The sequence below is a fragment of the Sediminibacterium sp. GW821-FHT12F12 genome (assembly GCF_058806635.1).
The window spans coordinates 87,987-104,735 of sequence record NZ_JBXAPW010000003.1; the positions used below are offsets into that span (position 1 = coordinate 87,987).

Below are 16,749 nucleotides of genomic sequence, written 5' to 3' on the forward strand. Positions count from 1 at the left end.
TGATCGTTAGCCGAACCAGTGCATTATCCGAAATTTTTCAACAGAAACGCTTCATACATTTCCCGCCACTCCTTCCATTGCGGCTGCTCCGTTAAAAAATGATTGTGAAACAGCGTGATGAACTCACCATTCACTTCTTTCACGATATCATGATAGTATTGAATTTCTTCAGCAGCCTGTTCAGCGGTATAGCCCTGGTTAAAAAAAGAACTGGCTTCCATGAAACAAAAGGGATGGATTCGCAGGGTGGTCGTTGTTTCCTGTTCCAGGTCGTACCAGTAAAAAGGCAAACAGTAAGATGCCCTGAATCCGTTAACGCCACCGTATGCCATAGAATACTCATCAGTCATACCCGACGTAATCAGCCGCCGATAAGTGTCCGGCAGGTTGAACCGCAGGTAATGATTTCGGGAAATGGTTACGGGTTGCTGTATTATTTTTTGCAGAAACGATTTCTCCTCTTCCAATAATCTCTCCTCTGTTCCACTTTGCCAGGAAGGATGTAAACCAATTGTATTTTTTACAGCCAACCCGCGATACAACTGCTGTAAGGCTTTTGAATGTGCGGACAAATTTTTATCGTAAACGCCTCTTTTCAGAATAGTAAGCAAAAAATAAATGGGTTGTAATCCAAACTTCTCATGTAGCGTATGGGTCCAGTCAAACGTGTCATACGGATCTTGTTTCCTTCCGCTGTATACATTTCCTCTTTCTATCACCTGCTCAAACTTTCCCTGCAGCAGATCTCGGTAAAAGCCGAGTACATTTTTCCATAAGGGTTTGTGGAGGTAGCTGAACGCTTCGTCAATATCGTACGTGGGGATGAAAGTGAATCGTGCATCGTGAGTCGTGAGTCGTGAGTCGTGAGTGAATTGCTGTAGGGTATATGATAGTTTCTTCAGCCAGAGATTTACCAACGGTTGTTTTAAAAAACCTTCTTTATAGGCAAGGCTGTTGATATGCGAATAGCGGCCGTATTGGTCAAGGGTATGCGGCAGGTATTCTTCGTATCGGGAGAGCAGATAAAAAACAGCCGAAAAAAAATCAAAGGGAATGTCTCCATCTGTTTGAAAAAAAACGGGTAGTTCTTCCCACTGAGAAATCTGTAAATGTTGTACTTTAATTCCCGACTCTGATAGCAAACCATGAGGAAGGATCCGGAAACTACCAGCGATTATTTCATCTGAGTAATTGAGGCAATACTTTCCGCATTCCACGATCTGTTCTTTGGAATCTGTTACTGTTACACCGGGCAAAACTGTTTGAATGATATAGGCCAACCGCGCAGTCATCCGCGGCGTGTACACCACTAACGTATCAACACCCGGAGATTCCAATGACTGCTAATTATTTACTTGTTTGTAATTACCGGTGTTTCTCTTTCCACATTTCATTAAAGGTCTTACCACTGAAATCCAGATCACTCCGGTGGGTTGTCCAGCCTTTGAATACTTTATTCACCACCCAATTCTTCATCTTACCGGTACCCATATTCATCATGCCCCTGCTCAAACTGGCCGTCTTCCACATTTTCCAGGCAAGCCGCTCAGCCAGCGAACTTGAACCCAGCACCACTGCTTCATGCCGGTTATCGAGCAACAACTCATGCAGATTAATCCTTACCGGACATACTTCTGTACAGTTACCGCATAAGGAAGAAGCATAACTGAGGTGTTTGTATTCTTCCATTCCCCTGAGATAGGGTGTGATCACTTTACCAATCGGACCACTATAGGTAGTTTCATAAGCATGACCACCAATATTCTTATACACCGGACAGGCATTCAAACAGGCCCCGCAACGGATACAGTACAAAGCTTCGCGCGAAGTGGGATGTGCCAGCAGGTTGGTTCGACCATTGTCCAGCAGTATCACATACATTTCTTCCGGACCATCTGATTCATTGGGTTGTCTGGGACCTGATACAATAGTATTGTAGACCGTAATTTTCTGCCCCGTGCCATAGGTAGACAGTAAAGGCCAGAACAAGGCCAGATCGTTGATAGAGGGGATCACTTTTTCAATCCCTACCACCACAATATGTGTTTTGGGCCAGGCACAGCTTAAGCGGGCATTACCTTCATTTTCGGTAACAGCTATTCCGCCTACATCAGCAACAATAAAGTTGGCGCCGGTAACACCTACTTCAGCCTGCACATATTTTTCGCGCAGAATTTTTCGTGCTACCAATGTCAGTTCCTCGGGCGATAAACCGGCGGGTGTTCCAAGTTTTTCTGCAAACAAACGCGCTACATCTTCCTTGCTTTTATGCATGGCAGGTGTTACAATATGATAAGGAGGCTCCCCGTCTAATTGCTGTATATATTCGCCCAGATCTGTTTCCACACTTTCTATACCAATCGATTCGAGATAGTCATTCAGGTGAATCTCTTCGGTTACCATACTCTTACTCTTCACCAGTGTTTTGCACTGTTTCTCGCGGCAGATCTTTCCGATAGCTTCAGTGGCTTCAGCGGTATTTTCTGCCCAGATCACTTTGGCGCCCCTGGCCGTGATCTTCTTCTCAAATTCCAGCAGGTAGCGGTCAAGGTGTTCAATCGCATCCCATTTACGGTTTTTGGCCTGTTCGCGCGCATCCATCACATGGTTACCAAATTGCTGTTTGCCTTGTGGAACCACGGCATTGTACTTGCCAATATTAAAATTGATTTTCCGCCTGTGTTCCAGGTCGGCCGCCTTAATGGTACTCTTGGCAATGAAGGATGCTGCCGTATCTTTCATGATGATGTATATTTCGCTACTGCCGTATGAATTTATTTACGCCTGTCAATCAGAACAGTTGCTCAACGGTTTTTGTCCAGATGTGTTGCCGCTGCTTCCAATGCCGCATAAAATTCCTCGCCGTATTTCCTGATCAGTGAATCTTTCAGAAATACATATACCGGCACTTTCAGTTTTTTACCGAGAGTACAGGCTGCTGCACATAAATCTTCTCTGGGTTCGTAGTTTACATATTCTATATCCGGATCCCGTTTACTTTTCTGTATCCTGATCGGGAAGAGATGACAGCTGATCGGTTTTTTCCAGTCCAGCTTGCCTTCATTATACGCTTGTTCTATACCGCATTTGATCACCCCCTGTTTATCGCGGTAGCCATATACACAGATAGACCCGTTGATCGTAGGTGTTACCCAACCAAATTCCTTATCGTAAATATATTTCCCCTGCTTCTCTACTTCTTTGATCCCCTCCGCCGTCATATAGGGTTTTATCATTTCATAATAGGTCTTCAGCTTTTCCAGCTCCCATTTCTCCATGGGTGCACCGGCATCACCATCTTCACAGCAACCGCCCTTGCATTTAGTGAGGTCACATACAAACTGCTCTTCCAGTATCTCGTCACTGACGAGTTTATTATCGATGGCTATCATTATCCGGTTCACTGATTGATTTAGCCAAAGATAATCCCATTCTGGCAGCCCACACCGTGGTTATGACCCAAATAATTAACAATTTAAAAGTAACCCGTTGGCAGTATGGGCGTTATATAACAAACAGGTCACCGGCAGGGTGTACTTTGTTTGCCTTACGGCCGCCCTTTTCAGGGTGGCCTTGTTTTGGAATTGTTTACTTACGCCACTGAAAAGTCTGGATCAGGTGTTTCATATCCTCCAGCAAAAACCGGTTCACAATGCCCAGTGAGTCTGCATTGGGGGTAGCATCAAAATACAGGGCTCCCCGCAGAAAATGACGGGTCGAATCGGTTACAAAAAACTGGTTAGCCGTTGCCACATCACCTCCTACCGTAAAAAAGATCCCATGCACCCCATTGGGTGTAGCAATCAGCGTATCATCGATAGAATAAGCTTTGGACGTATGTTTCCCCGTTAGGGCAAAACTGTGTTTTATCAGGGTATCAAAATTATTCCGGCCTATCTCTTTATAGCTCACATAAATCCTGCCGTTGAACTGCGGAAAATCAACATTGATCCACCAGGGGTTCTCCGTAGTTTCTCCGAAAAAAGTGCTGTCTTTTACTACATTGGCATATACAGGATACTCAAACGAATAAGGATAACCCGGCTGGTCAAATACCCGGTATTTTTTTTCGGGGAAGTTGATCCTATAATACCCTTTGGGTTTGGGAGTAAATGTGCTGTTGCAGGACAAAATCATGATACCTGCGCCGACCACCATTAAAACTATCACCAACGAAAAACGGCTTCTTTGATACAAACCGGCAACCATTACACAGCTACTTGCAACTATTTTCCTCATCATGCTAATTGTGGCTTAATCGTAACTTTTACTTTCTGTATCCGGTTCCTTTCTACTTCCAGTACGGTAAATTCAAAATCACCGGTCTGCAATACCTTGGCAGGCTGCGGAATCTCTCCCGCCAGTTCCAGCACCAGTCCTGCTACCGAATCGCTCTCTCCTTTTACCGAATCAAAAGTATCCGTAGGCAGGTCCATGATCTTACATACATCGTTGATCATGGTTCTGCCTTCAAAAATATAATTGTACTCATCCAGTTTTTTATAACTGGTTTCCTCTTCATCAAATTCATCTTTGATCTCACCGATCACTTCTTCCAGAATATCTTCCAGTGTTACGATACCACTTGTTCCGCCAAACTCATCTACCACTACGGCAAAATGGATTCTTTTGGACTGGAACTCTTTTAAAAGATCTTCAATAAATTTCTGCTCGTGTACAAAATAAGGCTGTCGCATCAGCGGGTGCCAGTCAAATTCATCCGACTCGTTCAGGTAAGCAATCAGGTCTTTCGTGTGTATCATACCCAGCACATTGTCCAGGTCTTCTTTGTACACAGGTAACCGACTGTAATTCAGATCTCTTGCTGTAGCAATCAGTTCTCCAAAACTGACCGAATGATCAATGCCATGTACATCCACCCTTGTTTTCATGATCTGTTTCACCGTAATATTCCCGAATTTGACGATCCCCTTCAGGATATTTTTCTCGTTTTCTGATGCCGTGTTCTGTGTGGTAAGGTCAATGGCATGATCCAGTTCCTCCAGACTGTATGCGCCACCTGGTCGGTTGGTCAGCTTACGTTCTATGATATCTGAATATTTTACCAGCCGTTTGCTCAGTCCGGCACAGGCATAGGAAACCGCCTGTACAATACCGCCAAAATCTTTGGCAAAACGTACATTGTTCTGTGTAGCCAGTACTTTGGGCATCACTTCTCCAAACAACACCAGTATAAAAGTAACCGCAATCACTTTGATCAGGAACTCGACCCAAACGGCATCAAACTGTTCAAAGTTGAACATGTTATCGATGAGCAGGTTAGAGATGATGATGATGGAGATATTGATAAAACTGTTGGCAATCAGCAGCGAGGCCAATAATACTTTGGGCTCCTCGAGCAGGTCTACAATGCGTTTGTAGGCGGGTTGCTGTTTCGATTTCAGGTTATTGATGTCCTTATAGGTAAGGGAGAAAAAAGCCACTTCCGAACCGGAAAGTACAAATGAAAGAAAGAGCAGCAGTAATAAAACCATCACCAGTACAGTAGTGCCCTGTGCCTGTATGGCCGCCAGTAAAACAGGATGTGAGAAAAGGGGAAGAACCGGGTGGTGATCCAAAGTTTGTTTTTTTAGTGAACGATCAGTATAGCAGGCAGTACTACGGCACTTGCTTTCTGTTTTCCAAAAGTATTGTTTTTACGGGTTTGATCAGAAAGGTAAACTTTCCCCCGGGTCCGTCATAGGTGGTATCTCATCTCCCGGATATCCTTCCAGCGAATCATGGCCACCATGTGCACCATGCCCTTCGCCTCTCTTATCCAGCATAATCAGGTTATCGCCCACCACTTCTGTGGCAAATTTCTTATTACCATCCTTGTCTTCCCAGCTGCGGGTACGCAACCGGCCCTCCACATAGATCAAACTACCCTTGTGCAGGTATTTCTGCGCCAGTTCTGCCAGTCCGCGCCACAATACCACGGTATGCCATTCTGTTTGTGATACCAGTTTACCCGACCGGTCTTTATAGGTTTCGGTGGTAGCCAGCGGAAATTTTGCTACCGCGATATTGCCTTCCAGGTGCTGAACATCCGGGTCTTTCCCCAGATTACCAATCAACATTACTCGATTAACGCCTCTCATGGGATAGGTTTTAAGTTCGTCGCAGGTTGAATCTCTCTTAAAAATAACTTTTTTTAAGGAACAAAAGAAACGGCAGGTAAAATTTCACAAATGCGACAGTTTTGCCTGTATGGGTTTAAAAAAGATCCTTTTGCAAAAAAGATTTTTCCAGGTACCCTGTAATAAATTTAGGGAAAGCCAGTTTCTGCAGGTTTTTGGGTGTTTCCCAGCGATAGTTCTCTAAAAAATGCGGCAGCGTTTCCAGTTCCACCCGGATAAACTGGCCTTTGATCTGCTGGTGCGTTAACTCCTGTTTCTGCAAAGGCGAAATCTGTTTGATATCCGCTTTGCGGATACCGATCTGGTCTTTCAGCCACTGGTGCACAGAATTTTCATCCCATTTTACCTGTTCCTCCGTTTCGAGCAGGTAAAATTCAAACAGGTTCTGCCAGATATCAGGGTTCAGGCGCTGGTTCACCAGTAGTTTCCCTTTGTAACTGAAAAGAAAATAATAGAACCAGCGGTTCTTTCGCTGTAATGTTTTCTCTTTAATGGGCAAGCGGTTCACAGTTCCCTGTTCATAGGCTTTGCAATAGGGCTGCAATGAACAACTGGTACAGGTTGGCGCAAAAGGTTTACAAACCGTGGCCCCAAAATCCATGATGGCTTGGTTATAGATGCCGGCTTCTTTGCGGGCCAGCACTTTTTCGGCTATCTGGGTAAAGAGGATCTTGCCCTTGGCTGAGTCTATGGCTTCCGCGATGCCGAAAAAACGGGAGAGTACCCGGAACACATTTCCATCCAACACGGCATAAGGCTGGTTATAAGCAAAAGAAGCAATAGCGGCTGCGGTGTAAGGACCTACTCCCTTTAACGCCAGGATATCTTCATATTGATCCGGGAAAACACCTTTTCGCTCCGCAACGATCTGGCGGGCAGTGAAGAGCAGGTTTTTACAGCGGTTATAATATCCCAACCCTTCCCATAACTTAAATACTTCCTGATCGGGCGCTTTGGCCAGCTGGCGGATAGTGGGATATTTAGTGATAAAATTATTATAATACTGCCAGCCCTGTGCCACGCGGGTTTGCTGCAGCATCACTTCACTGAGCCAGATTTTATACGGATCTTTCTCTCCTTTCCAGGGCATTTCCCGGGTATTATGACGTTTATGCCAGTGTAAAAGTGTATGGGTAAATCTTTTTTCCATAGATGGGGTCCGAAAATAGGCTTTAATACAACAAAGCCGTGAACAGTTGGTTCCAAATTAAATAACACAAATATTTATATATGTTAAAACCGCCATTGGTCACCCGGATTGAACCATTTATCTATCAATAAGTAACGTCTATAATATTTACGCTATCTTTCTTGCATTATTCGTTTTTTTTAGCTTATTTTAATCCCTTGTACCTACTTAAAACCATTTAAAAATGCGAAAATCAGATCTCATCAACCAGATCTCAGACAAAACCGGCATCCCTAAAGTGGATGTATTGGTAACCCTTGAAACGATGTTCAAGGAAGTAAAAGAAAGTCTTTCCAATGGCCAGAACATCTACATCCGTGGCTTTGGTAGTTTTATTACCAAGAAGCGGGCGGCCAAAATCGGGCGTAACATCAAGAAGAATGTTGCCGTGGAAATTCCGGAACATTATATTCCTGCTTTCAAGCCCGCGAAAGAATTTGTTAGCGAAGTTAAAAGCAAACGAAAGCCTGACTAACTTTGCGGAAAGTAATCAGGAGTGAAAAAACAGCAGTATTTACTAATCGGAAGTGGTGTAGTCTTATTTGTTTTACTATTTTTTTTCGGTAAAACAATCCCCCCAAAACAACCTTCTCCCGCTGCCACGGGAGAACAACACGCTGAACATCAACCAATTAAGTTTGAGGAGATCCTGACCAAAGCCAAGGAAAAGATCAGTCCTGCCCAGAGCCAACGCCTCTTGAAACTGGAAAACTCCGTTGTTCGCGGCGATGTAAAAGAGCAGCAATTACATGTATATCACCAGCTGGCGCGCTTCTGGCGCGACTCGGCCCGGATCTTCGAGCCCTATGCTTATTATACAGCAGAAGCAGCTAAGTTGGAAAATTCTGAAAAAAGCCTCACCTTTGCCGCCCATCTGTTTTTAGATAACCTGATGACGGAGGGGCAGGCTACCATGCAAACATGGCTGGCCAGCAATGCAAAAGTTCTTTTAGAGAAAGCCCTTGTGATTAATCCGGCTAACGATTCCAGCAAAATCGGGATCGGCGCCTGTTACCTGTTCGGCAATATTTCTGACAACCCCATGGAAGGTATTTTACCGGTTCGTGAAATTGCCCAGAAAGATCCGGGTAACATATATGCCCAGATGGTATTGGGTATGGGAGGAAAGAAAAGTGGGCAGTTCGACAAAGCCATCGAAAGGTTTACTATCGTTGTTCAGAAACAACCCGAAAACATAGAAGCCCTTTTTAACCTTGCCGAATGCTACGAAGCCAAAGGAGATAAAACAAGTGCCGTGAAATGGTATGAAGCCGTAAAAAAACTGGTGAAAATACCTGAAGCACAACAGGAACTCGATAAAAGGATCACCGAATTGAAAAAATAAATTTATTCATTAACTAACAAAATTACTAAGTGTATGCCTTGTGGTAAGAAGAGAAAGCGTCATAAAATTGCGACTCACAAACGTAAAAAACGTTTAAGAAAGAATCGTCATAAGAAGAAGAATAAATAATTCTTGCTTCTGACCTTTATAGAAAACAGTCACGCCCATGGGCGTGACTGTTTTTAGCACTTTCCAGGATATCGTCACTACCTTTCTACGCTGCAACTTTTCCTTTTCCTTCCTGATCAGGTGACGAGCGATACGGATATAAGTGTGTTTTGCCCTGCCGCATACCGGCCGTTATTTTGTATGTAAAAGTTGCTATTTTGTGAACAAAGAATTAATTATAAATGCTGGCCCTACAGGTGTTGAAATCGCATTCCTGGAGGACAAGAAACTGGTTGAGCTCCACAATGAGATCACCAATGCCAGTTTTGCCGTAGGCGATTTGTATCTTGGTAAAGTAAAGAAACTGATACCGGGACTGAATGCCGCATTCGTAGACGTGGGATTTGAGAAAGATGCTTTTCTGCATTATACAGACCTGAGCCCCTATGTACGTTCTATCCTGAAGTTTACACAACTGGCCATGAACGACAAAGAACCCAATGGCTTTGATTTCGCTAAATTCCATTCTGAACCTGAGATCGTTAAAACAGGTAAAATCAACGAAGTACTGAATGGCAAACCACATGTACTGGTACAGATCTTAAAAGAACCGATAGCAGCCAAAGGCCCCCGACTCAGTTGCGAATTATCCCTGCCGGGAAGGTTTGTTGTACTCACTCCTTTTAACGAGATCGTAGCGGTTTCCAAAAAAATACATTCTTCGGAAGAAAGAAAACGCCTGCATAAGATTGTTGAAGCCATCCGCCCAAAAAATTTTGGTGTAATTGTGAGAACAGCAGCGGAAGGTAAAAGCACAGCAGAACTGCACCAGGACCTGCTGGCACTGGAAGAAACCTGGAAAACCATCAAAACCAATCTCAAAGGCGCCGTAGCCCCTGTGAGGATCCTGAGCGAAGAGAATAAAACCACCAGCATTTTACGCGATCTGCTGAGTGCCGACTTTAACCGGGTGGTGGTGAATGATAAAAACCTGTTTGGCGTAACCCAGAGTTATATCCAGCGCATTGCGCCTGATAAAACAGATATTGTTACGCTGTACCAGAATAACGGATTACCCATTTTTGATCAGTATGGTGTTACCAAACAGGTAAAATCTTCTTTCGGCAAAACAGTGAACCTGCCCAGTGGAGCTTACCTCATTATAGAACATACAGAAGCCCTGCATGTAATTGATGTGAACAGCGGCTATAAAAGCGTGAGCAATAACCAGGAAGACAATGCGCTGGAAACCAACCTGGAAGCAGCAGAAGAAATTGCCCGGCAGTTACGCCTCAGAGATCTTGGCGGTATTATTGTGATAGATTTCATTGACATGAAACTGCCCGATAATAAACGCAAAGTGCAGGAAGCGATGGAAGGGTACATGAAATCTGACCGCGCCAAACACTCTGTATTACCCATCTCTAAATTCGGTTTATTGCAGGTTACGCGCCAGCGTATGCGTCCGGAAGTAAATATCAATACTTCGGAGAATTGTCCGGCCTGTAATGGTACCGGCAAAATCAGCTCTACCTTATTACTGGAAGATGAGATCGAAAAACGCCTGCATTACCTCATCACCCATGCACACAAGAACCTGACACTGGTGGTACACCCGATCGTGTATTCTTATCTCACCAAAGGTTTTTTCACTTCCATCATCAAAAAATGGAAGCGTAAATACAAAACCAACCTGAAGGCACAGTCCAATACAAATTATCACCTGATCGAATTCAAATTCTTTAACGAACACGAAGAGGAGATCAAATTCTGATCTTACAGGCATAAAAAAAACTCAGGTTGTTGAACCTGAGTTTTTTTATGCCTGATATTTTGCTCAGAGTGAATTATAGTATTCAATCAGACGTACTACCTGATCCATATTTTTAAAACTGGTCTTATTATCCGCAATAAACTGATAAACTGCCGTCAGTTTATCAGCCATCGCTGCGAGTACAAATTCTTTATCTTTTTTGAATCTCCGCATTTCTCCATTCACATACAGGTAGAAATTTTCGCTGGTTTCAAACTCTTTGGCTACTTCACCCGACAGTTCATTTTTTCTTTCCACTACTTTTTTGACAATCGATTTCAATAATCCGCACTTCCCTTCTGCCAGTAGCTGGTAAAAATGCCAGTCAGTCTGTTTATCAACCGCCGGAAATCCGGTTTGAAACTTGTACGATACAATACCCTTTTCCGTGGTATCCAGATAACTGAGTTCTTTTACCATACCAGCTTCCATATATCCTTCTACCCCGTTTGCCGATTCAAAAATCGTTTCCTGTGTTACCAGGTTGAGTTTGGCCTTGACTTTTACAAATTTCCGTCCCTGCTTCAGTGTGATATCTGCATATTTATACGCAGCATGCAGATAAGGTGTGCCATCTACATCTGCAAAACGGCTTTCAAAAGGCCTGCCGTTTACATCACTGATAAAGATCTGGCTGGGCCATTTTCCTCCTACCACCACACCATTACCCTGTGCCGCTATACTGTTGGATAAAAAGAAAGCGATGATACAACGGCTGAAATAGGAATGCATGTTATTTGATTGAAGTAGTAAGTTACAACCTTCTCTAAAACAATCAAGACCCTTTGCAGGGCCTTGATTGTTAAAATATAGTAGCAGGAAATTACTGTTTGGGATTAACCACTGGTGCTGAACCCGCTGCAGGCGGATTATAGGCCAGTTCATTATCCGGAACATCCCAATAATCCAGGAAGCCATACACGATGGTAGCATTGGTACTTAAGGTACCTGCCGCCGAAATATGGTTACATCCGGTACGTGATTTATCCGGGGCAATGATCTCCCAGCGACGGGCATCATAGAAAGAAAGTCCTTTAAAGGCCAGGGCAATTCTTCTTTCTCTCCTCAGTTCTTCATAGGCAGCTGCCTGTGTTAAACCTGCACCGATGGCTGCGAGACCTGCACCCTGATAAGTTCTTACTCTATCAATGGATTGAACACCCAGATCAATCTGTCCTGTCTGGATCAGCGCTTCTGCTTTCATCAACTCATTTTCTTCATAAGTACCACAGAGTGTGATTTCGTTAGCACCTGCAGTAGTATTGGCATAAGTTACTACGCCTGCCAATCCACTTCCACCATTGGTTAAACTATATCGTGTGTTAAATGCATTACCACGGTCGGTGTTAAATACACCTACGTTGGGCAAAGTGCGCACGTTATTGTCTTTTCGCTTATCACCCGCTCTGAACTCCTGTACCCAACGCTCGCTGAGTTTGTAAGTACCGGTAGCACTACCGGTTGATTGTACTTTATCAGCAATGGTAGTACCCAGAAAGTCACCGTTGGCATCTGTACGGCCTGTAAAAATCAGGTCTGTAGCAGTGATGCCATTGTTTACCAACGTAAGAATAGATTGCCATTGCGTAGCGGTCATGGCCGCTTTCGTAGTATTAACGAGAATATTACGTGCTTTCAGGGTGTTGATGTTACGTACCCACATAGCAGTGGTCAAAATACCACCCTTGCCCTTCTGAACAAAAGAAGGAAGCAGACTACCCAGTGTAGTGGAATAATCAGTAGTGGCCGTAGCAGCACCCAATGCCGCAATAGCTTTGTCGTAATTGGCGTTAGACTCGGTAATAATGGCTTCTTTGGTTACATAGTTACCATTAGTGCTGGCTTCTGTGGTGGTAGCATTCTGTACCAGACCGGCATAATAAATAGAGCCCACCCTTCCGTATGCATAACCTTTCCAGAAATAAGCCCATGCCTGAACGGTTGCTTTTTTAGTAGCGGCGCCAGCACCGGTAAAGGTTGTTTTTGATACAAGGTCTAATATTGCATTCGAAGCAGTGATCATGTTATACATATACGCCCATTCATAATAAGTTGGGTTACCACCTTGTTGTGAATTTTTATTAATTGAGCGCAGTAAAGCATACTGCGTACTCGGAGTACCGGGGTTCAATACCACAGTTCCATTATCGAGGGTTACTTTGTTAGGGCAACCAAGCTGATTGATATACGCATTAGCAGCTTCTACTCCAATAATATCTCCAAGCATTTCATGGAAACCGGTTGTACCAGCCCAAAAGCGGCCATATACACCATCAGAATATTTCAAATCAAAGAAACCGTTCCTGTAAATAGCCCCTTGCGCCAGCGAAAGTATGCCTGTCTCATTCTGAGCACTTTGCGGAGTTGGCAGATTTGTGTTGGAAATATCCAGGTCTTTCTTACAAGCGGTCATGCTTAAAGCAGCCCCAAGTATCCCAATCATTATTTTATTGTTCTTCATGTTTGCTAATTTTTATGATTAAGATTAAAACCCAACATTCAGGCCAATGGTATAGGCTTTGGTGTTAGGAATGGTATTGTGATCAACTCCGCGGTCGAAAGAAGAGTTGGATGCACCTGAACTGGTTTCAGGATCCATACCGGTGTACTTGGTAAAAGTAACCAGGTTACGTCCAGACAATACCAGTTGTAAACGCTGGAAGCCTTTTAATTTAAACACTTTAGCGAAATCCAGACCTACAGACAGATTTCTCAATCGCATGAAAGATGCATCTTCATAGAAATAGTCTTTAGTTCCATTAAAAGCACCTCCCTGATAAATACCACGATAAAATGCGGTATACGCTTCTGTTTGCCCGTTGATCGTGATTGGAGTAGTATAATCACTGCTGATACCATCGCGATACATCCAGCTTTTTGTCTGGTTATACAAATGACTTCCATTTACCCAATCCCACTGCATGCTGAAGGTTACATATCCTTTATAACTGAAATTGTTAATGAATCCCATATTGAACTTGGGGTTGGGATCTCCAAAAGCATACTGACCTGCAGTATTAACCGGACGTTTAGTGGCTTTATCTACCACATATCCATTGCTGGCAATTTCATAATTGCCCTGGTTGGCTTTGGGTATTACCGGCTGACCTGTACTTGGTTCAATCTGATCAACAGATCTCAGCATCAGGAATCCGAATAACTGACCAATTTTCAAACCTGGCTTCAGTGTAATATTAGAGCTACCTGCAGCAGAGGTTACTACCACATCCGCACCGGTTACACTGGTAATTTCTGATGATTGCTTGGAGAAAATAGTGGTAAAATCCCATGTAAAATCTTTCTTGGATAATACATTCAGGTTTAAAGAAGCTTGGATACCGTTTGATCCCAGACCAAAAGCATTGTTCAATACACTACCTACACCGGTTGATGGTGCAGCATCTACCTGATAAATCGCGTTGTCTGTATTTCTTTTCCAGTAAGTGAAAGATAACGATGCGTTTCTTAACCAGGATCCTTTCAGCAGATTCAGACCCAGATCAAATCCAAACTCACGCTCTTTAGAGATCTCTACGTTCAGCGCAGGGTTAGGACTGGAAGTTGGGAAACGGAACACACTGTTTTGTCCAAGGTTAGAAGCACCCAGTACAGGGAAACGCTGGAAGGCACCTGGCTGGATACCCGCTTCACCATAGGCCGCTCTGATCTTGAAATCAGTGATCACATTGGAGATCTTACCATCTTCCCAGAATTTAAATTTCGAAATATTCAGGAAGGCATCTCCTCTTGGGAAAGTCTGTGCGTTGGCACCACTTCCGAAGGCAGATGAATAGTCGCTTCTGACACCCACAGATACTCCGGCCAGATCAGCCCACTCAAAGCGCTGGTTAGCAAGGAAACCATAAGTGATAAAAGGTTCTGTGTAATCCTGGATTACCTTGTATACGGCTGCCTGGCTGGCATTCCATGGATAATATCCAGGCGCATCATATCCATAGGCAGAAAATACTTTGTAATTATTCTTCCGGTAATCAAAAGCCGCAGTAGTAGTGGTTCTGATCGGAAGTTTCAGGTTAAAATCTTTTTCAAAATCTGTCCGGATAGTAGCTGTACCGATAAAGTTCTGGAAAGTAGTACGCTCTACATAGTTATCAATCTCTCCGGTATTGGCAGCTGTTGCATTCGGGTTAAAGTTTCCGAACCAGAACTGCCAGTAATCTGCATTTTTATTAGCGATCTGGTCTTCGTAACGATACGTAGTATTGTCGTTGCGAACGTTCAGGCTGTATTTCGCATCCAGCTCAACAAAACGGTTGAGACGGTAGTTCAGGTTCAAACTCTGCAGCAGATCAATCTTATTGATCAGTGTGCTGGAGTATTGGTTCTCATAGTTAGGATTGTATCCGTTTACACCGGCGGCATCACCAAAATAAACACCATAGTTACCATCTGCATCCTGAAAATCATAGTTAGCAAACGGGCGTGTATTGTTCAATGCGAACAGGATACCACGACCACTTTGCTGGTTCAATGTATTCTTGGTATACACCAGCTGTGTTAAGCTGGTTAACTTAAGGTTTTTAGCCAACTCAATACCCAACTTAGCCGTCAGGTTGGTACGGGCATAATCACCCAGTTTTTTGAAGTTGGAGTTCTGCTTATTGTAGGAAGCAGACAGGAGGAAATCTACTTTATCTCTGCTACCGGAAATAGTAACAGAATTGTTAGCCACATATCCTTTCTGGAAAAACATTTTGTAGTGATCATAGAACTGCAGGTTCTTGTCGTATGCTTTGTTGGCAAAGCTGGTAACACTTAAAGCATTATACTGCACGTTGGCATCATAGGTACTGTAAATAGGGTCAAAAACAAGAGGTTGTCCATTTGCTTTGATCACATTATTGCTGGCATCGGTTACAAAAGCATGTTTATCCGCTTTTCTTACATTACCTACGTTCAGCAATTCGTTACTGGTAATGCTGCTGCTGACATCGATATTCAGTTTACCTGCTTTTGCTTTTTTGGTAAACAACTGAATTACCCCGTTGGCACCCTGTGCACCATAGAGCGAAGCTGCGGCGGCACCCTGCACTACCTCTACTCTTTCAATGATGTTTACATCAATCGAGTTCAGGTCGGTGGCACCTACCTGCAATCCATCTAACAGGATCATCGGGAAAGTTCCTCCCTGAATGGTGTTGATACCACGTAGAAGTATGTTCAGTGGTTGACCGGGGTTACCATTGGTAGAAGAGATCTGTGCTCCGGCTACCTGGCCCACCAGTTGCTGGCCAACATCGCCAGAAGGTACTTTAGCCTGGTTACCGAGGTTAACGGATTCGACGGCGATACCCAGTTTTTTCTTACTGGTGGCTGCACCTACTCCGGTTACCACCACTTCACTCAATGAGCGAACATCGGTAACCAACTGAACCATCAGGTTGGAAGAAGTGGCGGTTATGGTCTTGTTTTCAAAACCCAGGGCAGAGATGACCAGGGTTGCGCCGCTTTTTACTTTGATAGAAAAAGCGCCGTCGTTGCCGGCACTAACACCGTTTTTGGAGCCTTTCTCTAAAACAGTGGCTCCAGATACAGGAGACCCTTTGTCGTCTACAACCTTACCGGTTATAGTTGTCTGTGCAAAGCCGACCAGTATGGCCATAGCATAAGCACAAACTGTCATTAGCAGTTTTTTTCTCATGTTGTGATTTTTTTAAATGTAACCGTTTATCAGCTTTTGTGACCACCTAAGTAAAAGAAAAGCTGCGCAACAATCATTTCATTAAGGGTATTTTAATCTTATTTTAATCTTAACACTTTGTTAAAATAAACCATATTTAGGGGTAAAACGGCAAAATTTACCGGTGAAATGAAGATGTGGAAGGTTATTTTTTTGATGTTTAGCCACTAAAATGATTGCATCCGCAACCTCAGTTTCAGTTTACATATCTATTTTTTTATCACCTTAAAATTTGTGAGTAGAAGATTTTTTTTTGAAAAAATTGAGCAAAAGAGGAAAAATTATAACATTATGATTATTCATAATGTTATAATGACTGATTTTACCTTTGCTTTCCCGAAGAATTGCTTTATTGGAAATAACAGAAAAAAATACCACACATATTAATTAAAAATTAATATAATTTCGAGGCATACTTAATCAACTCAGAATCATCCGCTTACTTATTATTGG

13 protein-coding genes are annotated in these 16,749 nt (G+C 43.4%); 3 read left to right on the top strand and 10 right to left on the bottom strand.

From position 1 onward, the window contains the following. Positions 1-23: 23 nt before the first annotated feature. From AC1RNB_RS05525 to mutY, 7 genes are all read right to left on the bottom strand, one after another. Positions 24-1,310 (bottom strand): polysaccharide deacetylase family protein, encoded by a 1,287-nt coding sequence (locus tag AC1RNB_RS05525; RefSeq protein WP_493082065.1) that lies wholly within the window; start codon positions 1,308-1,310, stop codon positions 24-26. A gap of 55 nt (positions 1,311-1,365) precedes the next feature. Further along, entirely contained in the window at positions 1,366-2,742 is a 1,377-nt protein-coding gene (locus AC1RNB_RS05530) for a LutB/LldF family L-lactate oxidation iron-sulfur protein (protein ID WP_493081420.1), read from the bottom strand. Positions 2,743-2,804: 62 nt separating this feature from the next. Beyond that, positions 2,805-3,404, bottom strand: a complete 600-nt coding sequence (locus AC1RNB_RS05535; protein WP_493081422.1) for a DUF3109 family protein — start codon at positions 3,402-3,404, stop codon at positions 2,805-2,807. A 184-nt stretch (positions 3,405-3,588) separates the two neighbouring features. Then, on the bottom strand, positions 3,589-4,242 hold the full coding sequence (gene gldD / locus AC1RNB_RS05540) for a gliding motility lipoprotein GldD (RefSeq protein ID WP_493081423.1): 654 nt from the start codon (positions 4,240-4,242) through the stop codon (positions 3,589-3,591). Next, complete coding sequence (gene gldE, locus AC1RNB_RS05545; protein WP_493081425.1) at positions 4,239-5,579, bottom strand: gliding motility-associated protein GldE; 1,341 nt, start codon at positions 5,577-5,579, stop codon at positions 4,239-4,241. Before gldE ends, gldD begins: the two co-directional genes overlap by 4 nt. Positions 5,580-5,669: 90 nt before the next feature. Continuing rightward, on the bottom strand, positions 5,670-6,101 hold the full coding sequence (locus AC1RNB_RS05550) for a single-stranded DNA-binding protein (RefSeq protein ID WP_493081427.1): 432 nt from the start codon (positions 6,099-6,101) through the stop codon (positions 5,670-5,672). 115 nt (positions 6,102-6,216) lie between these two features. Further along, a complete protein-coding gene (gene mutY / locus AC1RNB_RS05555) occupies positions 6,217-7,290 on the bottom strand; it encodes an A/G-specific adenine glycosylase (protein WP_493081429.1) in 1,074 nt (357 codons plus the stop codon). Between the two features lie 223 nt (positions 7,291-7,513). Between mutY and AC1RNB_RS05560 the strand changes: the two genes are divergently transcribed. The 3 genes from AC1RNB_RS05560 to AC1RNB_RS05570 all read left to right on the top strand — a co-directional run bounded on the left by AC1RNB_RS05560 (position 7,514) and on the right by AC1RNB_RS05570 (position 10,556). After that, a complete protein-coding gene (locus AC1RNB_RS05560) occupies positions 7,514-7,804 on the top strand; it encodes an HU family DNA-binding protein (RefSeq protein WP_490834541.1) in 291 nt (96 codons plus the stop codon). Positions 7,805-7,825: 21 nt separating this feature from the next. Then, positions 7,826-8,674 carry a tetratricopeptide repeat protein gene (locus AC1RNB_RS05565; RefSeq protein WP_493081432.1) on the top strand — a complete coding sequence of 283 codons (849 nt, stop codon included), beginning with the start codon at positions 7,826-7,828 and terminating at the stop codon, positions 8,672-8,674. 328 nt (positions 8,675-9,002) lie between these two features. Next, complete coding sequence (locus AC1RNB_RS05570) at positions 9,003-10,556, top strand: Rne/Rng family ribonuclease (protein WP_493081434.1); 1,554 nt, start codon at positions 9,003-9,005, stop codon at positions 10,554-10,556. 63 nt (positions 10,557-10,619) lie between these two features. On the opposite strand, the gene AC1RNB_RS05575 is transcribed toward AC1RNB_RS05570, so the two are convergent. The 3 genes from AC1RNB_RS05575 to AC1RNB_RS05585 form a co-directional block, all read right to left on the bottom strand. After that, the gene (locus tag AC1RNB_RS05575; protein ID WP_493081436.1) at positions 10,620-11,327 is read right to left on the bottom strand and encodes a hypothetical protein; all 708 of its coding nucleotides are present in this window, start codon (positions 11,325-11,327) and stop codon (positions 10,620-10,622) included. Positions 11,328-11,418: 91 nt separating this feature from the next. Continuing rightward, the gene (locus tag AC1RNB_RS05580; RefSeq protein ID WP_493081438.1) at positions 11,419-13,056 is read right to left on the bottom strand and encodes a RagB/SusD family nutrient uptake outer membrane protein; all 1,638 of its coding nucleotides are present in this window, start codon (positions 13,054-13,056) and stop codon (positions 11,419-11,421) included. Between the two features lie 24 nt (positions 13,057-13,080). Further along, positions 13,081-16,257 (bottom strand): SusC/RagA family TonB-linked outer membrane protein, encoded by a 3,177-nt coding sequence (locus AC1RNB_RS05585; protein WP_493081439.1) that lies wholly within the window; start codon positions 16,255-16,257, stop codon positions 13,081-13,083. Positions 16,258-16,749: the final 492 nt, after the last annotated feature.